The organism is Mycolicibacterium sp. 624 (assembly GCF_040548615.1).
Taxonomy (GTDB): Bacteria; Actinomycetota; Actinomycetes; order Mycobacteriales; family Mycobacteriaceae; genus Mycobacterium.
The window spans coordinates 411,196-431,558 of record NZ_JBEPRZ010000001.1 but is presented as its reverse complement, the minus strand read 5'-3'; the positions used below and the strand labels follow the sequence as shown (position 1 = coordinate 431,558).

General features: G+C 65.9%; 16 protein-coding genes. 4 read left to right on the top strand and 12 right to left on the bottom strand.

Annotated elements, in window-relative coordinates; all coding sequences use genetic code 11:
* Positions 1-29 precede the first annotated feature (29 nt).
* Positions 30-587 (top strand): Dps family protein, encoded by a 558-nt coding sequence (locus tag ABIA65_RS01880; RefSeq protein ID WP_241401795.1) that lies wholly within the window; start codon positions 30-32, stop codon positions 585-587.
* Positions 588-642: 55 nt separating this feature from the next.
* Here ABIA65_RS01880 and aqpZ read toward each other — a convergent pair whose 3' ends face one another.
* Positions 643-1,416, bottom strand: a complete 774-nt coding sequence (aqpZ, locus tag ABIA65_RS01875; RefSeq protein ID WP_241401794.1) for an aquaporin Z — start codon at positions 1,414-1,416, stop codon at positions 643-645.
* A gap of 153 nt (positions 1,417-1,569) precedes the next feature.
* Positions 1,570-2,379 carry a PaaI family thioesterase gene (locus ABIA65_RS01870; RefSeq protein WP_241401793.1) on the bottom strand — a complete coding sequence of 270 codons (810 nt, stop codon included), beginning with the start codon at positions 2,377-2,379 and terminating at the stop codon, positions 1,570-1,572.
* Positions 2,380-2,905: 526 nt separating this feature from the next.
* Here ABIA65_RS01870 and gltB point away from each other — a divergent pair.
* The 3 genes from gltB (at position 2,906) to ABIA65_RS01855 (ending at position 9,251) form a co-directional block, all read left to right on the top strand.
* Complete coding sequence (gltB, locus tag ABIA65_RS01865) at positions 2,906-7,498, top strand: glutamate synthase large subunit (protein ID WP_354522422.1); 4,593 nt, start codon at positions 2,906-2,908, stop codon at positions 7,496-7,498.
* Complete coding sequence (locus ABIA65_RS01860; RefSeq protein ID WP_241401791.1) at positions 7,491-8,957, top strand: glutamate synthase subunit beta; 1,467 nt, start codon at positions 7,491-7,493, stop codon at positions 8,955-8,957. The genes gltB and ABIA65_RS01860 overlap by 8 nt, the downstream gene beginning before the upstream one ends.
* 144 nt (positions 8,958-9,101) lie before the next feature.
* Positions 9,102-9,251 (top strand): hypothetical protein, encoded by a 150-nt coding sequence (locus tag ABIA65_RS01855; protein ID WP_241405945.1) that lies wholly within the window; start codon positions 9,102-9,104, stop codon positions 9,249-9,251.
* Positions 9,252-9,334: 83 nt separating this feature from the next.
* Here the strand turns inward: ABIA65_RS01855 and ABIA65_RS01850 are convergent, their stop codons facing one another.
* Genes ABIA65_RS01850 through ABIA65_RS01805 form a run of 10 tightly spaced genes read right to left on the bottom strand, consistent with a single transcriptional unit; the run spans position 9,335 to position 20,262 of the window.
* Entirely contained in the window at positions 9,335-10,447 is a 1,113-nt protein-coding gene (locus tag ABIA65_RS01850) for an ABC transporter ATP-binding protein (RefSeq protein ID WP_354522421.1), read from the bottom strand.
* A gap of 13 nt (positions 10,448-10,460) precedes the next feature.
* Positions 10,461-11,396: a carbohydrate ABC transporter permease gene (locus ABIA65_RS01845; protein ID WP_354522420.1), complete on the bottom strand. Its 936-nt coding sequence runs from the start codon at positions 11,394-11,396 to the stop codon at positions 10,461-10,463.
* Positions 11,393-12,295, bottom strand: coding sequence for a carbohydrate ABC transporter permease (locus ABIA65_RS01840; protein WP_241401789.1), 903 nt, complete (start codon positions 12,293-12,295; stop codon positions 11,393-11,395). Before ABIA65_RS01840 ends, ABIA65_RS01845 begins: the two co-directional genes overlap by 4 nt.
* A 22-nt stretch (positions 12,296-12,317) precedes the next feature.
* Complete coding sequence (locus ABIA65_RS01835; RefSeq protein ID WP_241401788.1) at positions 12,318-13,607, bottom strand: ABC transporter substrate-binding protein; 1,290 nt, start codon at positions 13,605-13,607, stop codon at positions 12,318-12,320.
* A 31-nt stretch (positions 13,608-13,638) separates the two neighbouring features.
* On the bottom strand, positions 13,639-14,949 hold the full coding sequence (locus ABIA65_RS01830; RefSeq protein WP_354522418.1) for an alpha-glucosidase/alpha-galactosidase: 1,311 nt from the start codon (positions 14,947-14,949) through the stop codon (positions 13,639-13,641).
* On the bottom strand, positions 14,946-15,905 hold the full coding sequence (locus ABIA65_RS01825; protein WP_354522417.1) for a DMT family transporter: 960 nt from the start codon (positions 15,903-15,905) through the stop codon (positions 14,946-14,948). Before ABIA65_RS01825 ends, ABIA65_RS01830 begins: the two co-directional genes overlap by 4 nt.
* The gene (locus ABIA65_RS01820; RefSeq protein WP_354522416.1) at positions 15,902-16,900 is read right to left on the bottom strand and encodes an N-acetylglucosamine kinase; all 999 of its coding nucleotides are present in this window, start codon (positions 16,898-16,900) and stop codon (positions 15,902-15,904) included. The genes ABIA65_RS01825 and ABIA65_RS01820 overlap by 4 nt, the downstream gene beginning before the upstream one ends.
* Positions 16,900-18,051, bottom strand: a complete 1,152-nt coding sequence (locus ABIA65_RS01815; RefSeq protein ID WP_354522415.1) for an SIS domain-containing protein — start codon at positions 18,049-18,051, stop codon at positions 16,900-16,902. Before ABIA65_RS01815 ends, ABIA65_RS01820 begins: the two co-directional genes overlap by 1 nt.
* Positions 18,044-19,372 carry a D-tagatose-bisphosphate aldolase, class II, non-catalytic subunit gene (locus tag ABIA65_RS01810; protein WP_354522414.1) on the bottom strand — a complete coding sequence of 443 codons (1,329 nt, stop codon included), beginning with the start codon at positions 19,370-19,372 and terminating at the stop codon, positions 18,044-18,046. Before ABIA65_RS01810 ends, ABIA65_RS01815 begins: the two co-directional genes overlap by 8 nt.
* Positions 19,372-20,262 carry a class II fructose-bisphosphate aldolase gene (locus ABIA65_RS01805; RefSeq protein WP_241401782.1) on the bottom strand — a complete coding sequence of 297 codons (891 nt, stop codon included), beginning with the start codon at positions 20,260-20,262 and terminating at the stop codon, positions 19,372-19,374. The genes ABIA65_RS01810 and ABIA65_RS01805 overlap by 1 nt, the downstream gene beginning before the upstream one ends.
* Between the last annotated feature and the right edge of the window lie 101 nt (positions 20,263-20,363).

The window sequence follows — 20,363 nt, the reverse complement described above, 5'->3', positions numbered from 1 at the left end:
TAAGACGTCAAGACCAAAGGAGTCCAACGATGCCTACATTCACTCTTCCGGGCCTATCCGACAAGGCCGGCCGCGAGGTCGCTGAACTGCTGCAGAAGCTGCTCAGCACCTACAACGACCTGCACCTCACGCTCAAACACGTGCACTGGAATGTGGTTGGTCCGAACTTCATCGGCGTGCACGAGATGATCGATCCGCAGGTAGAGCTGGTGCGCGGCTACGCCGACGACGCGGCCGAGCGGATCGCGGCGCTGGGCGCGTCGCCGAAGGGCACGCCAGGCGCGATCTTGAAGGACCGCACCTGGGACGACTACTCCGTCGGCCGGGACACCGTGCAGGCGCATCTTGCCGCGCTGGATCTGGTGTACACCGGGGTGATCGAGGACGCTCGAAAGGCGATCGACACGCTCGACGACATCGATCTCGTCTCGCAGGACATGGTGATCGGTCAGGTCGGCGAACTGGAGAAGTTCCAGTGGTTCGTCCGCGCGCACCTGGAGAACTCCGGGGGTCAGCTGTCCAGCCAGGGCGCGACCACCGAGAAGAAGGCCGCGCAGAACGCCAAGAAGAGAGCTCCGGTTAAGTAGTCAGCCGGGGATCGGACCCGCACCACACGGGTGCGGGTCCGACTTCCCGTCTCGCTCAGGCCCTCTGCTGATCGAGCGCATCGTCGCGGACCGGCCTGTCGGCCAGTTCCTCGGCGCGGCCGAACAGATACGGGTAGGCGATACCGGCGATCGCCGCGCCGACCAGAGGTGCCAACCAGAACAGCCAGAGCTGAGCGGGGGCTCCGTCACCGTTGAAGAACGCGACGCCAGTCGACCGCGCCGGGTTCACCGAGGTGTTCGAGATCGGGATCGAGATGAGGTGGATGAGTGTCAGCGTCAGCCCGATTGCCAAGCCCGCGAATCCCTTTGGCGCCCGGTTGTCGGTGGAGCCGAGGATGACGAGTAGGAACACGCCGGTCAGGACGACTTCGGCGACGAGCACCGCCACCATTGAGTAACCACCGGGTGAATGGTCGCCAAAACCGTTGGCGGCCATGTTGCCGGTCGCCGTCCAGCCGTCCTGGCCCCTGGCGATCACGTAGATCACCGCACCGCCGACGAGGCCGCCGATGACCTGTGCAATCCAGTAGCCGGGCAGTGCCTTCCACTCCACCCTGTGCGCGAGGGCGGCGCCGAGCGTGACGGCCGGGTTGAAATGGCCACCCGAGATGGTGCCGAACGCGTACACACCGGTGAGCACAGTCAGGCCGAACGCCAGTGCGACACCGAGGAATCCGATGCCAAGCGAGACGCCATCGTCGGCGATGAACTTCGCGGCGAACACCGCACTACCGCAGCCGCCGAGTACAAGCCAGAATGTACCGATGAACTCAGCTGCCAAGCGGTGAGTCATGGTCGGGGTTGTCATGATGTGAAACCTCCCTTGCCGGTGCGCCGTTGAGGTGCCCGTTGCGAGAGGGTCGCACGGTTGAGCACCGCGAAGGGATGACTGTGGCCGAACCTCTGCCTGATCGTGACCGAAAGCTACCGGGACGTTACGTAGCGTGGTCTAGCGCTAGCACTAGCTGCGATATGCGGTGAGGCGGGCGATGATCGCGACCTTACCGTCGGCGCCGATCGCCTGCGCGTCGGCGACGCCGCTGCGGCGCCCGACGCGCAATGGCGTTCCCACGTAGCGGGACTCCCCGCCCGCCAAGAACTGCCGCAGAAAGTTCACTCGAAGGGATGCGGTGATCAGCGGACCCTCGGAGCGGCCTGCGTTCACGGCGGCCGACGCGGCAATCTCCAGGCCTGCCGAGGCGATACCACCGTGGACGACGTCGATGTTGTTGTTGAGCACGCGATCGGCGCGTTGTCCCAGGATCACCGAGTCGCCTTCGACACGCGGGGAGTCGATCGCCATCATGTCGGAGAGGCCGAACTTCTCCTCCATGTCGCCCTCGCGGGCGGGCGCCTCGGCGAACTCGCCAGGGTGGTCGATGTAGAACGACCGCACGGTCCCGCTCCCGATCAGCCTGCCCGCGAGAAGCAACTCGCACTCGCCGACCGCGGTGGCGTGCTTGCCGCTCATCGGCCGGCTGATGCCCAGCACGGTCTCGTCACCTGCGGCAGCGACCGCCGCGGCGGCGTCGGGTGCCAGTTCCAGGGAGAGTTCGCTGGACACAGTCCATTCGTGGTCATGGCGGCGGTGGTGGTTGAGCAATCCGGCGATGTGATCGGTCAGGACTGCCAGTGGGCCCAGGCTGGGCTCCCCGGTGGCTGGGTTGAGCAACCCCTCGATGGGCATCGTGGCGGCGCATCGGTCGACGCCTTCCTCGAGGGTCTCGATCCGGAATCTGCCGATCGGCGTGTTGCTCGCGTGGTGTCGCATTGGGCCAAGCTTGGCGGCAGGTGCACTCCTTGATACCCGGCAGGGGTATCCGGACGGGCGGGGCCGGGCTCCGGGGCGGCCAAGTTTGCCCTGGTCGAGCCTAAGAATCCGAGAAAGCTTTCCAGCAAATTGGAAGAGTCCGATAATAGCAGCTAGATGGACTGCTACTTAATGGTAGCAAACTGCAAGGGCGATCCCGGGCGTGATGTGGATCGCACCCCAGCCGGGCGGCCGGTTCGACGTCATCGCGAAAGTTGCAGTGCTGCAACATTTTAGAGTCCAAATCGTGCCTTGACGCGGAATGGCGCGGCTGGACGTCCCAGCGCATTAGTTAGGTCTGGCTAAGTTGGCATGTCAGGCAGTCTCTGTCATATCGTTTATCACTCGAGGCAATTGGGGACATAAAGCCTGTCGTTCAGTGCTGCACACTGGCCCTCCCATCGCCTAGCCCGGCAGTGCCGTCTGTTGACGGCTGCCACGCAGACACGCTGCGTGAAGGCGTGTGAAGAGAAAAGGTCAGGTGGGAATGGCGCCCAAGGCGGTCGGGCTGTACAACCCCGCATATGAGCACGATTCCTGTGGTGTCGCGATGGTTGCGGACATCCACGGACGACGTAGCCGTGACATTGTGGACAAGGCCATTGCGGCGCTGGTGAACCTCGAGCACCGCGGTGCTCAGGGTGCCGAGCCGAGTACGGGTGACGGTGCCGGAATCCTGCTTCAGGTGCCCGACGAGTTCCTGCGGGCGGTCTGTGCGGAACAAGGGGACTTCGAGCTTCCCGCGGCAGGCAGCTACGCCACCGGTATCGCGTTCCTCCCGCAGTCGGCCAAGGATGCGGCCGCTGCTTGTGAGGCCGTTGGAAAGATCGTCGAAGCCGAGGGTCTGACGCTGCTCGGCTGGCGCGAGGTTCCCACCGATGACTCCTCACTGGGTGCACTGGCGCGCGATGCGATGCCGACGTTCCGTCAGGTGTTCATCGCTGGCGCCGAGGGTATGGACTTGGAGCGCAAGGCTTTCGTGGTGCGCAAGCGCGCTGAACACGAGTTGGGCACCAAGGGCCCGGGCCAGGACGGCCCCGGACGCGAAACCGTGTACTTCCCAAGCCTTTCCGGTCAGACTTTCGTCTACAAGGGCATGCTGACCACGCCTCAGCTCAAGGCCTTCTACCTGGATCTCCAGGACGAGCGCATGATGAGCGCGCTGGGCATCGTGCACTCGCGGTTCTCCACCAACACCTTCCCGTCGTGGCCGCTGGCTCACCCGTTCCGACGGGTCGCCCACAACGGCGAGATCAACACCGTCACAGGCAATGAGAACTGGATGCGGGCGCGCGAGGCGCTGATCCGCACCAACGCCTTCGGGACCGAGGGGCTCGACAAGATCGTTCCGATCTGCACCCCCGGCGCATCCGACACCGCGCGTTTCGACGAGGTGCTGGAGTTGCTGCACCTCGGCGGTCGCAGCCTGCCGCACGCGGTGCTGATGATGATCCCCGAGGCCTGGGAGCGTCATGAGTCGATGGACCCCGCGCGTCGCGCGTTCTACGAGTTCCACGACTCGCTGATGGAACCGTGGGACGGCCCGGCTGCGGTGTGCTTCACCGACGGCACCGTCATCGGCGCCGTGCTCGACCGCAACGGCCTGCGCCCGTCGCGGATCTGGGTGACCGAAGACGGTCTCGTCGTGATGGCATCCGAAGCCGGTGTGCTCGACCTGGACCCGTCCACCGTCGTACAGAAGTTGCGCCTCCGGCCCGGCCGGATGTTCCTGGTGGACACCGCCCAGGGCCGAATCGTCTCCGACGAGGAGATCAAGTCCGAACTCGCCGCCGAGCATCCGTATCAGGAGTGGCTCGACGCGGGCCTGTTCCCCCTCGACGAGCTGCCCCCCGGCGATTACGTCCGCATGCCGCACCACCGGGTGGTGTTGCGCCAGCAGATCTTCGGCTACACCTACGAGGAACTGAACATGCTGGTGGCGCCGATGGCGCGCACCGGCGCCGAGGCCCTCGGTTCGATGGGGACCGACACACCGGTCGCCGTGCTCTCGCAGCGCCCCCGCATGCTGTTCGACTACTTCCAGCAGCTGTTCGCCCAGGTGACCAACCCGCCGCTGGACGCCATCCGCGAAGAGGTCGTGACCAGCCTGCAGGGCGTGATCGGACCCGAGGGGGACCTGCTCAACCCGGGTCCCGAGTCGTGTCGCCAGATCGTCCTGTCCCAGCCGATCCTGCGTAATGCCGATCTGTCGAAGTTGATCTGCGTTGATCCCGACCACGAGATCCGCGGCCACAAGCACGGTATGCGCGCCGCGGTGATCCGCTGTCTGTACCCGGTGAATCGGGGCGGACAGGGCCTCAAAGAAGCGCTGAACACCGTGCGCGCCAAGGTGTCGGAGGCGATCCGCGAGGGTGCCCGCATCATCGTGCTGTCCGACCGCGAGTCCAACGAGACCATGGCGCCGATCCCGTCGCTGTTGTCCGTTGCGGCCGTGCATCACCACCTCGTCGGTGAGCGCACCCGCACCAAGGTCGGCCTCGTGGTCGAGGCCGGCGACGCGCGCGAGGTGCACCACATGGCCATGCTGTGTGGCTTCGGCGCCGCCGCGATCAACCCGTACATGGCCTTCGAGTCGATCGAGGACATGGTCGACCGCGGCGTGATCACCGGAATCAACAGCGACCAAGCCAAGGCCAACTACGTCAAGGCAGCGGGCAAGGGCGTGCTCAAGGTGATGTCCAAGATGGGCATCTCCACCCTGGCCTCCTACACGGGTGCGCAGCTGTTCCAGGCCATCGGCATCTCGCAGGGCGTGCTCGACGAGTACTTCATCGGGCTGAGCTGCCCGGTCGGCGGAATCGACCTCGAGGACATCGCCAGCGACGTCGCCTCCCGGCACGCGCTGGCCTTCCTGGACCGGCCCGACGAGCGCGCTCACCGCGAACTCGAGGTGGGCGGTGAGTACCAGTGGCGTCGCGAGGGTGAGTATCACCTGTTCAACCCGGACACGGTGTTCAAGCTGCAGCACTCCACCCGCACCGGGCAGTACAAGGTCTTCAAGGAGTACACCGCACTGGTCGACGACCAGAGTGAGCAGATGGCCTCGCTTCGCGGTCTGCTGAAGTTCCGCGACGGGGTGCGCCAGCCGGTTCCGCTGGACGAGGTGGAATCGGCCGCCGATATCGTCAAGCGGTTCTCGACGGGCGCCATGAGCTACGGGTCGATCTCGGCCGAGGCGCACGAGACGCTGGCCATTGCGATGAACCGCCTTGGCGCCCGGTCGAACTCGGGCGAGGGCGGCGAGAGCGTGGACCGTTTCGAGCCCGATGACAACGGCGACTGGCGTCGCAGTGCCATCAAGCAGGTGGCGTCTGGCCGGTTCGGTGTCACCAGTCACTACCTGACCAACTGCACCGACATTCAGATCAAGATGGCGCAGGGCGCCAAACCCGGTGAGGGCGGCCAGCTTCCGGGGCACAAGGTGTACCCGTGGGTGGCCGAGGTGCGGCACTCGACCCCGGGTGTCGGCCTGATCTCGCCGCCGCCGCACCACGACATCTACTCGATCGAGGATCTTGCCCAGCTGATCCACGACCTGAAGAACGCCAACCCGAGCGCCCGCGTGCACGTGAAGCTGGTGTCCGAGAACGGCGTCGGAACCGTGGCCGCGGGTGTCTCCAAGGCACACGCCGATGTGGTGCTGATCTCGGGTCACGACGGTGGCACCGGTGCCACCCCGCTGACCTCACAGAAGCACGCCGGTGCGCCGTGGGAACTCGGTCTCGCCGAGACTCAGCAGACCCTGCTGCTCAACGGACTTCGCGACCGCATCGTGGTCCAGGTCGACGGTCAGCTCAAGACGGGCCGCGACGTGGTTATCGCTGCGCTGCTGGGTGCCGAGGAGTTCGGTTTCGCCACTGCGCCGCTGGTCGTGGCTGGCTGCATCATGATGCGGGTCTGCCACCTCGACACCTGCCCGGTGGGTGTCGCCACCCAGAACCCGCTGCTGCGCGAGCGGTTCAATGGCAAGCCCGAGTTCGTCGAGAACTTCTTCATGTTCATCGCCGATGAGGTCCGTGAACTCATGGCGGAGTTGGGCTTCCGCACCGTCAACGAGATGGTCGGCCAAGTCGGCGCCCTGGACACCACCCAGGCCGCCGAGCACTGGAAGGCGCACAAGCTGGACCTGTCGCCGGTGCTGTACGAACCCGAATCGGCGTTCATGAACCAGGATCTGTACTGCAGCTCGCGTCAGGACCACGGCCTCGACAAGGCGCTGGATCAGCAGCTGATTGCCCAGAGCCGTGAGGCCCTTGACTCGGGATCGCCGGTGCGATTCGCCACCAAGATCACCAATGTCAACCGCACGGTCGGGACCATGCTCGGCCACGAGGTCACCAAGGCCTATGGCGGGCAGGGGCTTCCGGACGGCACCATCGACATCACCTTCGATGGCTCGGCCGGAAACAGCTTCGGCGCGTTCGTTCCCAAGGGTGTCACCCTGCGGGTCTACGGCGACGCCAACGACTACGTCGGCAAGGGCCTGTCGGGTGGCCGGATTGTGGTCCGCCCGTCCGAGCAGGCGCCCGAGGGCTTCGCCGCCGAGGACAACATCATCGCCGGCAACGTGATTCTGTTCGGCGCCACCAGCGGTCAGGCGTTCATCCGGGGTCAGAGCGGCGAGCGGTTCGCCGTCCGTAACTCCGGTGCGCACGCCGTCGTCGAGGGCGTCGGCGACCACGGCTGTGAGTACATGACCGGCGGACGGGTGGTGATCCTCGGCCCGACCGGCCGCAACTTCGCCGCGGGAATGTCGGGCGGTATCGCCTACGTGTACGACCCGAACACCGCACTGAGTGAGAACCTCAACGGTGAGATGGTCGCACTCGAGGCATTGGACGATGACGACGTCGGCTGGCTGCGTGACATGCTCGTCGCGCACGTCGACGCAACGGATTCGGCTGTGGGCCAACGTGTCCTCGCCGATTGGGAGGGTGAGCTGAAGCACTTCGTCAAGGTCATGCCACGCGACTACAAGCGCGTGCTGGAGGCGATCGCCGAGGCCGAACGCAACGGCCAGGACGTCGGCACCGCGATCATGGCGGCCACCAGTGGCTGATCCGCGCGGCTTCCTCAAGCACACTCATCGCGAGACCCCGCAACGCCGGCCGGTCCCGCTGCGCCTGCGCGACTGGAAAGAGGTCTACGAGGACTTCTCCCACGACGCACTGCAGGATCAGGCTGCCCGTTGCATGGACTGCGGCATTCCCTTCTGCCACAACGGTTGTCCGCTGGGAAACCTCATCCCCGAGTGGAATGACCTGGTGTACAAGGACCGGTGGCGCGATGCCATCGAGCGCCTGCACGCGACCAACAACTTCCCGGAGTTCACTGGGCGGCTCTGCCCGGCCCCGTGCGAGGCCTCCTGTGTCCTGGGCATCAACCAGGACGCGGTGACCATCAAGCAGGTCGAGGTCGAGATCATCGACAACGCCTTCGACAAGGGCTGGGTTGTTCCGATGCTGCCCGACGTGCAGACCGGTAAGAAGGTCGCCGTGGTCGGCTCCGGACCGGCCGGGCTGGCAGCTGCCCAGCAGCTCACCAGGGCCGGTCATACCGTCACGGTGTTCGAGCGGGCCGATCGCATCGGTGGCCTGCTGCGTTACGGCATCCCCGAGTTCAAGATGGAGAAGCGCCACATCGACCGGCGCCTGGAGCAGATGGCGGCCGAGGGCACCCAGTTCCGGCCCGGCGTCAACGTGGGCGTCGACATCACGGTGAAACAGCTGCGCCTGAACTATGACGCGGTGGTGCTGTCCGGCGGCGCGACCGATTGGCGTGATCTGCCGATTCCTGGCCGCGAACTCAAGGGCATCCATCAGGCGATGGAGTTCCTGCCGTGGGCCAACCGCGTGCAGCAGGGCGATGACGTTCTCGATGCCGACGGCCAGCCGCCGATCACCGCGAAGGGCAAGAAGGTCGTCATCATCGGTGGTGGCGACACGGGTGCTGACTGCCTGGGCACGTCGCACCGTCAGGGCGCGGCGAGTGTCCACCAGTTCGAGATCATGCCGCGGCCTCCCGAGGAGCGCGCGGACTCGACGCCGTGGCCCACCTACCCGCTGATGTACCGGGTGTCCTCGGCGCACGAGGAGGGTGGCGAGCGGGTGTTCTCGGTCAACACCGAGGAGTTCGTCGGCGCCGATGGCCACGTCACCGCGCTCAAGGTGCATGAGGTCGTCATGCAGGACGGCAGGTTCGTCAAGGTCGAGGGCAGTGACTTCGAACTCGAGGCCGACCTGGTGTTGCTCGCGATGGGCTTTGTGGGCCCGGAGCGCGCGGGACTGCTGACCGAGTTGAAGGTGGAGCTGACCGACCGCGGCAACGTCAAGCGTGACGACGACTTCCAGACGTCGCTGCCGGGCGTGTTCGTGGCCGGTGACATGGGACGCGGACAGTCGCTGATCGTGTGGGCGATTGCCGAGGGTCGTGCCGCCGCGGCTGGTGTGGATCGGTATCTGATGGGGGACAGTGCGCTGCCCGTGCCCATCAAGCCGACCGCCGCGCCGCAGCGGTGAGGTCCCAATAATCACTTCAGTCACACCAAAAACATCTGACTAAAGCTCGGCGAGTCTCGTGGTGTTAGCTACGTCACAGGTGTCTAATGGTATGCGGGGGTCGTGCGTGAGTGTGACCCCACGGTGCAGCCGTACGACGCAGGAGTGAACACCGTGCCAAACAACCCGCTGGGGCGTTCGCGGATTAAGCGAATCGCCTGGTCATACCTCCTACACCCGATGAAGTGCCGCGAGTTCCCGGCCAAGCAGGAACGCCTCGTCACCGCGGCCGAGATGCTGCGCTACGGCTATTGAACCGAGCCGTGACCCGACGGCCGCCAATCGCGGTTGTTTGCTTAAAAGTTTGCATCTGTCTGGCAGTCGATTAATCGGCCGTCCTAGTGCGCAATGCGTTCGGATCGATGTCTGGCATTCCCGGTCTCGTCGTCGAAGAAGTGTGTCCGCTCGGGTGTGAGTGCGAGCCCGATGCGAGTGCCGGAGTCCAGCTCGGTACCGGCCGGCGCCTGCACGATCACCCGCGTCGGCTCGGCGGACGGCTGGACTTCGTCCCCGACGAGCGCGGTGACCAGGACATGGCTGCCGAGTGGCTCGACAAAGTCGACCCGCGCGGGCACCATGCCGCCGATGTTCGTGGTGTGCAGCCGAAGATGCTCGGGCCGTGCCCCGACGGTCACCGGGCCGTCGGGTTCGGCCACCGACGTGACCTGCACGCCACCGATGTGCAGCGCTCCGCCGCGCACGATCCCCGGCATCAGATTCATCGGCGGACTACCCATGAACGCCGCGACGAACGTGTTGGCCGGGCGGTTGTAGATGTCGTCGGTGGAGCCGATCTGTTGGACCTCGCCGTTGGACATCACACACAGCCTGTCGCCCAGGGTCATCGCCTCGACCTGATCGTGAGTCACATAGATGGAGGTGACGGGTAACTCGCGGTGCAACCGCTTAAGGTCGCCGCGAACCTGATTGCGAAGCTTCGCATCGAGATTGGACAGCGGCTCGTCGAGCAGGAACGCCTGCGGTTTGCGAACCAGTGCGCGGCCCATCGCCACCCGCTGTCGTTGTCCGCCCGAGAGTTGACCGGGCTTGCGATCGAGCAGCTCGCTGATCTGCAGCAGCTCGGCGGTCTCGCTGACCCGGCGCGCGATCTCGGCACGAGGCGTTCTGCGCTGCCGCAGCCCGTAGGCGAGGTTCCGGTAGACGGTCATGTGCGGGTACAGCGCGTAGTTCTGGAACACCATCGCGATGTCACGTGCGCCGGGACTCAGCTCGTTGACCACCGCCCCGCCGATCCTGATCTCGCCAGACGTCGGCTTGTCCAGCCCGGCGAGCAGTCGCAGGGCGGTGCTCTTGCCGCAGCCAGACGGCCCGACCAGGATCAGGAACTCCCCATCCGACACCGTCAGGTTGAGGCCCTTCAGGGCGACGGTGTCTCCCGAACGCCCTCCCGGGTACTGCCGCGTGACATCGCGGAACTCCACTTGTGCCAACGTCTTTCCTCTCTCAACCCTTGATTCCGGTACTTGCCACCGATTGGACGAAGTACCGCTGGGCTCCGATGAACACCAACAGCATCGGCAACAGGCTCATCACGTTGGCCGCCATGAGGAGTGGCCAGTTCACTCGGTGGGCGCCCTGAAAGTAGCTCAGGCCCAACGGGATCGTCATCTGGTCCTGCGAGGTGATCACGATCAGCGGCCACAGGAAGTCATTCCACGATGTGAGCACCGTCAGCGCGGCGAGTGTCGAGAGCGCGGGCAGCGACAATGGCAGCACCATCTTGAACAGCACTCCGAGCCGCGAGGTTCCGTCCACACGTGCCGCCTCCTCGAGTTCCACAGGGACGGTCATGAAGAACTGGCGGAGGAAGAAGATCCCGAACGCCGTCGCCAGGTTCGGCAGCATCAACGCACCGATGTGATCGATGCCGAGTACGTCGGCGACGTTGTCGCCGAACCACTTCACGATCAGGAACACAGGGATCATCGTGACCTGGAACGGCACCATCAGCGTCGCCATCAAGGTGACGAAGAGTGCTCCGCGGCCCAGGAACCGAATGCGGGCGAACGCATAACCGGCGAGGCTGCACACGATCAGGTTGCTGGCGAGCACGACCAGGGTGACGATCGCGCTGTTGAGGAAGAAGTACCCGAACGGCGCGGATGCCCAAGCCTGCGAGTAGTTCTCGAATCGCGGGGTCTCGGGTAGCAGCACCGGCGGGAAGTGGTTGGTTTCGCCCTCGGTCTCGAGCGAGGTGACCAGCATCCACAGCAGCGGCACGATCAGCAGGAACGACAGCGGGATCAGCACCAGGTGCCACGGGCTGAAGGGCAGCCGTGGCATCCGCCGGCGACGCGCCGCAGAAGGGGCCGTCGAACCGCTGGCGGGGTCGGGGGGCACGGGTGTCTCGGTACGCTCCGAGAGTCGAGGCTTGGTCATGAGTAGTGCACATATCTACGAGCGACGCGGAACTGCACCGCGGTGATCACCAGGATGACGACGAACAACGCATAGGCCATAGCCGCGGCGTACCCGGCGTCGAAGTGCACGAACGCGCGATCCCACAGGTAGTAGACGATGACGGTCGTCGCGCGCAGGGGGCCACCGCGCGTGGTGGCGTACACCTCGTCGAACAGCTGCAGCGCGTTGATTGTCAACCAGACGAGCAGGAACAGATTCGCCGGGCCGAGCAGAGGCACCGTGATGGTGCGGAAGCGCGTGAACGCGCTCGCCCCGTCGATCGCCGCGGCCTCGTGCAGCTCGGCGGGAACACCCTGCAGCGCTGCGAGATACACGATCACCGAGAATCCGGTCCAGCCCCAGATCGTCATCGCGACGATCACGAACAGCGCCTGCGACGGCGACGCCAGGAACCCCTGGGATGGCACGCCGACCGCATTGAGTGTCGCGTTGACCAAACCGTAGTCACGGTCGGTCAGCCACAGGAAGATGATGCCCTGCGAGATGGTGGACACCGCCATCGTGATGTACGCGGCGGTGCGGTACACCGAGATGAACCGCACCGAGCGGTTCATCGCCGCGGCCACGAACAGACCGACGAGCATGGTGCCGGGCACGAACAGCGCCGTGTAGACGATGGTGTGCTTGATCGCCACGACGAACACCGGGTCGTCCGCCAACTTCCGGTAGTTCTCCAGGCCCACCCACGGCGTCTCCGGCGTCAGCAGATCGGACTGCTGGAACGACAGCTGCAGCGACATCAGCACCGGCAGCAGGCCGAATATGCCGATCAACACGATCGCCGGACTCGCAAGAACCCAGCCGTTCACGCTCTCCGACTGGCCAACGCGGCGGAGAAACGAGTGCGGTTGTCGCACGGAGACGTCCCCGGGCATTCGCCTACTTCTCCGCGAGAGCCGCGTCGGCGGCCTTGGCCGCGGCGTTCAGCGCGTCAGCCGGCTGATCCTTGCCCAGCAGGACGGAGACGATCGACTGCCCCAATGCCTCGGAGATGTCGGGGTACTGCTGGACGGTCGGCCTGACCTTCTTCACGTTGTTCAGGTTCTCGACGAACGTGCCGCTGCCCGGCAGGCCCTCGTCGAGCTTGGCGACGAAGGCCTGATCCTGGCCGACAGAGAGCCGCGTGGGCAGGTCGCCGGTACCGAGTGAGAATGTCTTGACCTGCTCGGCGGCGGTCAGCCACTTCACGAAGTCGGTCGCCGCCTGCTTCCTGGCGTCGCCGTTGTCGAACACGACCCAGTTGTCCGGGCCGGCGATTGTCTGATGGCTGCCGCTCGAACCGGCGAAGGTGGGCATGACCTGCACGCCGTAGTCGATGTCGGACAGCTGGCTCAGATCCCACGGTCCGGTCACCAGCATCGCGACCTTGCCGCTGTTCATCAGCTTGGGTCCATTCTCGTTGGTGGTGTCGAGGTAGAGCGACTTGTCCGTGACGGCCATCTGTTGCAGCACGGTGAGCGCCTTGACGCCCGCCTCGGAGTTGAACACGGCGTGCTCGTTGTCGGGGGACAGGATGTCACCGCCTGCCTCCCACAGCATCGGAACGTAGTGCCACACAGTGTCCTCGCTGCCGTCGGCGGGAATGAGCCAGCCGTACTGTCCCCTCGCCGGGTCGGTCAGCTTGGCGGCTGCCGCGCGGAAGTCGTCCCACGTCCACTCCGGGGTCGGCGGCGCGACACCGGCGTCGGCGAAGAGTTGCTTGTTGTAGACGATCGCGAGGTTGTCCACCAGGGCGGGCACACCGACGATCTTGTCCCCGACAGTCGCGGCCTCGCGCTCGGCGGGATAGAAGTCGTCCCACTTCCAGTCCGGGTTGGACACCTCGCCCGCCATGTCGACGACCTGGGGGATCTGGGCGATGTTCGGCGACCATGACCCGAACATGTAGGCGACGTCGGGGGCACTGCCGCCGCGGACGGCGGTCAGAACCTTCTGCAGCACGAGGTCGTTGCTCGAGTACAGCTCACTGACGTGGACGTCGGGGTGTTCCTGGTTGTACTGGTCAACCAGGCCCTTGAAGGCCTCACCCTCGGTGTCCTGGTAGCCGTGCCAGACCGCGATCTCGACGGGACCCGACGACGAGTCGCCGCCGCCGCAGGCGGTGAGGCCGGAGGCGAGGACCGCGGCCAAGGCAATGCAGAGTCTTTGGCGAATCACTGATCGGATCACGATGAATACTCCTTTGTCGGCGGATCGGTTCTCACGGTGCGAGTTTCGTGCGGAGGGGTTCTGGCAGCAGGTCCCCGTGCGCGACCGTCAGCTCGTCGCACAGCTCCCAGATCTGATCGACGGTCAAGGTGGCGGCCATGTTCGGGTCTACCATCGCCGCCGCCCGCACCAATCGGGGATCCCCGTCCACGGCGGCGCGCACCGTGAGGTCGACCGGTCCGAGGAAGCTCCGGTTGAGTGCGGCACACTGCGGCGGCAGATCCCCGACGCTCATCGGGTGCGCACCAAGCGCGTCGAGCACTGTGGGCACCTCGACGGCCACACCGTCGGGCAGGTTGGTGATCAGCCCGGCGTTGACGACGTTCGCCGAGATCACGCGCACGGCACCGGTCTCCAGGGAGTGGATCACCTGCGGGGCGTACTCCGTGGAATCCGTGTCGATCGGCAGAGCCTTGGCGTTGGCGAGTTCGGCACGGACACGGGCATATTCGGCGAGATTCGCCTCACTGATCGACACGTACTCGCCAACGTTGAGCCGCAGCCGATCGACCTCGCCGGGATGCTTCAGGTACCACGGGACGTACTCGCTGGAGTGCTCACTCGTCTCGGTGGGGTAGTAGCCGAGCCTGCGGTACATGTCGACCCGTACCCTGCGGCGCAGCTCGGGGTCGGCGGCGATGCGCTGATCCAGCAGCGGGTACAGATCCTGTCCGCCGCGCTCCCAACGCAGCACCCACGCCTGGTGGTTGACGCCGGCCGACCAGTACGACACCTCGTCGAGCGGCACGTCGATGAGCTCGCACAGACCGGCCATCGTCCAGTACACCGAGTGGCACAGGCCAAGCACCTTGAGTCCCGGCGCGGCGTGGCGCAGGTACGTGACGTTCATGGCCATCGGGTTCGTGTAGTTCAGCAGCCAGGCGTCCGGACACACCTGCTGCATATCGCGGGCGATGGCAGCCAGTACCGGGAACGTCCGCAGGCCACGGAAGATGCCGCCGATGCCAATGGTGTCGCCGATGGTCTGATGCAGCCCGTACCGCGCGGGGATCTCGAAGTCGCGCACCGTTGCCTCGTGCATGCCCACCTGGATCACGTTGATGACGTAGTCGGCACCGTCGAGGGCGCGGCGGCGATCCAGGGACGAGAGGATCTCGGGTTGCGCGCCGGCCTCTTTGGCGGTGGCGCGAGCGATGGCCTCGGCGGTGTCGAGCCGCTCGGTGTCGATGTCGTGCAGGACGATTCGGGCTGAGCCGAGTTCCGCGAACGAGAAGATGTCGCCGAGCAGTTCGCGGGTGAACTCGACGCTTCCCGCTCCGATGATGACGATGGTGGGTTTCACGCCTGGCTCCTGGTTCCCGTGCTGCTCTGTAGTGAGTTCTCGATGACCGCGTCGGCGAGTGCCTCGCCGCGCTTCTCGTCGCTGTACACCATGAGCGTCGAGCCCACCAGCGCCAGGATGATTCCCACGGCACCGTAGGGGGTGGGCAGGGTCTGGTAGGCGATGAGTGACACCACGATGGTGAGCGCGGGTGCCAGCGCGTTGGTGGTCGGCGCGACGATGGTCGCCTTGCCGCGGCTGAGCGCCATCACCAGGAACAGGGCGCCGACGGCGTTGAGCAGCTGAGTTCCTGCCGTCAATACCGGTGCCTGCCAGGGGAATCCGCCGGGTATGCCACCCATCGAGAGCACCGCGACGGGGATCAGGGCGAGCGCGCTGATCGCCATCCAGCCGAACGTGGTGGCCTCATTGACGCCGATCGTCGCGGTCTTGCGCATGAAGTAGGCCTGCACACCCCACGCCACGCAGATCAGGATCGCCAGCGGCAGCCACGGGCCTGACGAACCGTCGGAGTCGCTGCTGGTGATGCTGAACAGCACGATGGCCGTGAGTGCGGCGGCGAGACCCACGACGGCGAGCGGCGAGACACGTTCGCGCAGAAGCGCCATCGCCATCACGACCGTGATCGCGGGCGATATCGACACGATCGGGAAGATGAGGTACGCGGGACCCATGGTCAGCGCCTGAAACAGCAGCAGCTGGCCGCCTGCCCCGGTGAGTCCGATGAGCAGACCATAGACCGCGGCCTGCGGTCGCCGGTCGAAACGCTGGCCGCGCAGCGCGAAAGCCGCCGGGATGATCATCGTCAGCGCCCAGATGCAGTAGATCATCTCGTCGGGGTAGCCGTATTTGGTCGCGGGCAGGGCCGAGAAGGCGCCCCACACTCCCCAGAAGAGGATGAGCAATGCGGCGTAGAAGATCCAGCTGCGCGTCGTGGTCGTTGGCGCATCGGTCACGATGGCTTCACCTCATCGGTCCGTTGGCGGTTTGTAATGAGTTGCTGCATCGAGCTGGAACTCAGCGGATGGCCGCTGCGCTTTGCGGCATAGATGGCCGCTCCCACCGCGGGATCGAGTAGCGGGCGCTGCAGGTCGTACTTGCCGGGCAGGCCGCCAAGCGCTGCGAGGAAGAGCGCCAGAAAGCCCTCGTCAGAGAACATCCCGCCCGAGTAGGACACCGGCACCGTCTCAAGGTCGGTGAAACCCAGCAGCGTGCGGGTGGTTTCGACGAGTGTCACGAGTTCGGCGACAGCGGCGGACAGGATGCCCGCCGCGACCTCGTCATCGTGGGCGGCCTGGCAGACGGTGGTCGCCAGCGCGGCGATCGAACTGCGGTTTCCCGCCCACTTCTCGATGACCAGGCTGACGACGTCGAGGTCCGCCGCGACGTCGAGCCGCCTCTTGAGCTGTTCGTAGAGTGGGCCGCGGGCCAGTCGGCCGTCACTCATCCGGCTGAATGCGTTTAAGCCCTGAGTCGCAACCCAATACGCCGAACCCTCGTCGCCGAAGAGTTCGCCCCAGCCGCCGACGCGGTGTCCCGTGCCATTTCGCTCACCGTACGTCATCGAACCCGTACCGCTGATGACATTGATACCGTCCTCGCCACCGAGTGACCCGGCCCAGCCGCAGACCATGTCGTTGTCGCAGCTGTAGCGGTCGTGGCCGAGGACGCGGCCGGGCACGGCATCGAGTTGCGCGATGTCACCGCTGGCCTCGCCGTAGCCGGGGATACCGAAGAACGCCGCGTCGATATCGCACGTCTCGATGCCAGCTTGGCCGCAGATATCCGTGACCCCTTGGGAGAGAACATGTTCGACGACGTCGAATCCCTCGGAGAAGTAGTAGGAGGTGGGTGCTGTGGCGCGGGCCAGGACGTGGCCGGTCGTGTCGACGAGTGCGAACGCGGTCTTCGATCCGCCGCCGTCGACCCCCAGATAGCGCGCCACCGTCATCACCGTCCCACCGTCATGGGATAGATCGTCACGCCCTTCACAACCCGGCTGACCTCACCGGACGGGAACGGGTTGTCCGGTGCCTTGGCGTAGGCCAACGACGTGAACAGCGCGAGATACTGGGCGAACACGAGATAGGGCAGCGCCACCAGCGCGTCGTCGAGGCCGGCCAGGCCTGGCAGGACCACGGCGGGCCCCAGCTCGGCGGGGATCGGTTCGGTGGTGATCACGGTGACGGCGTCCTGACCGAGCTGCGCGCGGATCTCGGCGATGATGTCGAGGTCGTAGCGACGGGTGTACGGATCGGTCGAGACGTACACCACGACGACCGTGTCGAAGTCGAGCACCGACTTGGGCCCGTGCCGAAAGCCCAGCGGCGAGTCGAAGTACGTCACGACCTCCCCGGCCGTCAGCTCGAGCAGCTTGAGCGCCGACTCCTGCGCGAGACCCTCCAGCGCTCCGCTGCCGAGGTAGACGATCCGCCGCTTCTTGGACTGTGCCAGCGTCCGGATGTCGGGCTGCAATTCGATGACGCTCTGTGCGGCGCGGGCCAGGGCGTCGACGTCGCCGGGTTCGGCGGGGCCAAGCATTAGCAGGCAGGACAACAACATCGAGGTCAGGCTGGACGTCATCGCGAAGCCGGTGTCATTGGTGCGCTCGGGCATGTACACAACGAGCGAGTTGGCGCGACCGGAGTGCGCACGACCGAGCCTGCCATTGCGGTCACAGGTGAGGATGAGATGCCAGACGTCCTCGACGAGTTCGTCGGCGAGCTCGGTGGTCGCCACGCTCTCGGGGCTGTTACCCGACCGGCCGAACGACACCAGCAGGGTCGGGGTGTGGCGCTCGAGGAAGTCCAACGGGCTGGCGACGATATCCGTTGTCGGCACGGCCTCGACGCGCCGGTTGAGATGTCGACGCAGCGCAGGAGCCGCGATGTCACCGGCGAACGCCGAGCTGCCCGCACCGGTGAGGATGACCCGTAGGTTGGGCCGTGCGCCGATCTCGCGAAGGAACGCCGCGGCCTCGGCGTCGGTGCTGCCCGCCACCTCCCGCCAGGCCTCGGGCTGCTGGCCGATCTCGAGAATGGTTGCGCCGCCGTCCTCTTGGGCGGGTATTCCGGTCTGCGGGGAAAGGGGCGACTTAGTCATCGGCTGCTCCTGAGGTTATTGGCTGGCACGCGCGGGCGTAGGGGCGAAGGGCGTCGCGCACCCGGTCGATGACTAGGGCGTGCGCCGTCGGGGAGAGGTCACCGGCCCGAATCCGGTCGTATTGGACGGGAAGGAATTGGCTGATCAGGGGTAACGGAATGCCCACGCGGTCCAGGTTGCTCAGCAGGGTCAGTCGTGCCGCGTCGACCTCGTCGTCGGCCCAGTAATACCGCAGCCTGTCGCTGTAACTGTATCGGCGGGCCGTGCGCTGGGCGAGCGGATCGCCCTCGTAGTAGCCCTCCCAGTACCCGGGATTGGTCAGCATTGCGCGCTCGATGACCTCGATCAGGTTTGACCGCGATGGCCCCGGCACGAGTTCCCGTTCGATCAACGCCAGACCGAAGAGTGCTTCGCGCATCGCGAATGTCAGGCCGGGACCGACCTTGAGGATCGCCCAGTGATCCTCGACGAGTTCCTGGAGTTGTTCGGGCCGTTGGTAATCGGTGGAGTGCGCTTCGAAGACGAGGTGGTCCTCGGTGTCGAGGACATGCCGCAGCTCCGTGGTGGCGCCGTGCTGATAGTCGATGACGTTGAGGTGGTCGAACTCAACACCGGGCTGCACCACCAGGGCGACGACCCGCGGCCACACGTAGTCCAGGCCCTCGTCGGCGAACGCCACCCGGTGTGCGGCGATGGTGAGCCGGGCCCGGTCGGCCGAAGTCGGGGTGAGGTGGTCGAGGGTCTCGTGCGCACCGCCGGGGACCGGCACCTCGGTGCCGATGACGTACACCGGACCGTCGTTCTCGAGGCGGCGCGCGGTGTCCTCGGCGATCCGCATCAGGCGGGCCGAGCGGGTCGCCACGACCTCGTCGGGCAGCACCGCGGGATCGTCGGCGCACGACATGCTGCAGTCGAGGTGGATCTTGGTGTATCCCGCCTCGACGTATGCGGCGATCAGGGCATCGGCCTTGAGCATTGCGGCACTGGCGGATTCGCCCTGCCAGCGGTTGGGGCCGAGGTGATCACCACCGAGGATGACGCGGTCGCGGGCCAGTCCGCAGTCGTCGGCGATGCCGAGGACCAGATCGCGGAACTCGGCTGGACGCATGCCGGTGTAGCCGCCGAACTGGTCGACCTGGTTCGACGTGGCCTCGATCAGCACATGGCTGCCGTCGGCAAGCGCCTGCACGACGGCGGCCTGCACCACGGTGGGATGAGCCGAGCACACCGAGTAGATGCCCACGGCGGCACCGGCTTTGTGCCTGGCGATCAAGTCGGGCAGTCCGAGCGTGTTCGGGTGCGCGGGTGCGGTTGGGCTCATCACGCCTCACGCTCCCCGCGGGTGGACGAGGGTGCCTCGACGGCGCGGCACAGCTCGGCCACGGTGCCGGCGATGGCCTCGCGTCCGGCCGTCAGGTACTTGCGGGGGTCGGTCGCCTCGGCGTCGGCGGCGAGGACCTCGCGGATCGCCGCGGTGTAGGCCATGTTGAGGGCGGTGCCCACGTTGAGCTTGCGGATGCCCGCGGCAACGGCGTCGCGCATCTGGCTGTCGGTGACGCCCGAAGAACCATGCAGGACAAGGGGTTTAGAAACACTGGCGGTGATCCGTCGAATGAGTTCGACGTCCAGACGGGCGTCCCGGGTGGTCATCGCGTGGGTGCTGCCGACCGCGACGGCGAGGCCGTCGACACGGGTCTCCGCGGCGAAGCTGGCCGCCTCGTCCGGATCGGTGCGCGCTCCGAACGCGTGCGCTCCCATGGCTTGTCCGTCCTTTCCGCCGATCTCGCCGAGTTCGGCCTCCACCCACAGTCCGGCGCCGTGCGCCCGATCGGTGAGCGAGCGGGTGAGGTCGACGTTGTCCCGGTAGGACAGGTGTGCGGCATCGATCATGATCGATGTGGCGCCGAACTCGGCTGCGGTATCGATCGCCTCGGTGATGAGCGTGACGTCCCGGAAGTGGTCGAGGTGCACCGCGAGCGGTGCCGATGACTGTGCGGCGATCCGGGCGCACGCCGACACCAGCGGTGCGAGCCGGCCGCCGTGGAAGAGCACGGTGTTCTCACTGACCTGCAGCAGCGCGGCGGTGCCTGCGCGCTCCGCCCCGGCCGCGATGCCCTCGGCATGCTCGATGGTGATCACGTTGAACGCGAGGACGGCGGTGTCGGAGGCGGTCGCTTCCGCGATGAGATCCGCTGTGGCGGCGAGGCTCACTGCGTCACCAGCTGCCGGGATCGTGAGGTGTGCAACATTCAACGATCATGAGAAGCTCGCTCATAGCGCGCAATAGGAACCGGCGAAACGATCAGTAAAAA

Bases quoted from the DNA above. Each gene is read 5' to 3' on its own strand.
- ABIA65_RS01815 (WP_354522415.1), bottom strand. From the start codon at position 18,051: ATGACTAAGTCGCCCCTTTCCCCGCAGACCGGAATACCCGCCCAAGAG.
- ABIA65_RS01820 (WP_354522416.1), bottom strand. From the start codon at position 16,900: ATGACGGTGGCGCGCTATCTGGGGGTCGACGGCGGCGGATCGAAGACC.
- gltB (WP_354522422.1), top strand. From the start codon at position 2,906: ATGGCGCCCAAGGCGGTCGGGCTGTACAACCCCGCATATGAGCACGAT.
- ABIA65_RS01810 (WP_354522414.1), bottom strand. From the start codon at position 19,372: ATGAGCCCAACCGCACCCGCGCACCCGAACACGCTCGGACTGCCCGAC.
- ABIA65_RS01845 (WP_354522420.1), bottom strand. From the start codon at position 11,396: ATGACCAAGCCTCGACTCTCGGAGCGTACCGAGACACCCGTGCCCCCC.
- ABIA65_RS01880 (WP_241401795.1), top strand. From the start codon at position 30: ATGCCTACATTCACTCTTCCGGGCCTATCCGACAAGGCCGGCCGCGAG.
- ABIA65_RS01870 (WP_241401793.1), bottom strand. From the start codon at position 2,379: ATGCGACACCACGCGAGCAACACGCCGATCGGCAGATTCCGGATCGAG.
- aqpZ (WP_241401794.1), bottom strand. From the start codon at position 1,416: ATGACAACCCCGACCATGACTCACCGCTTGGCAGCTGAGTTCATCGGT.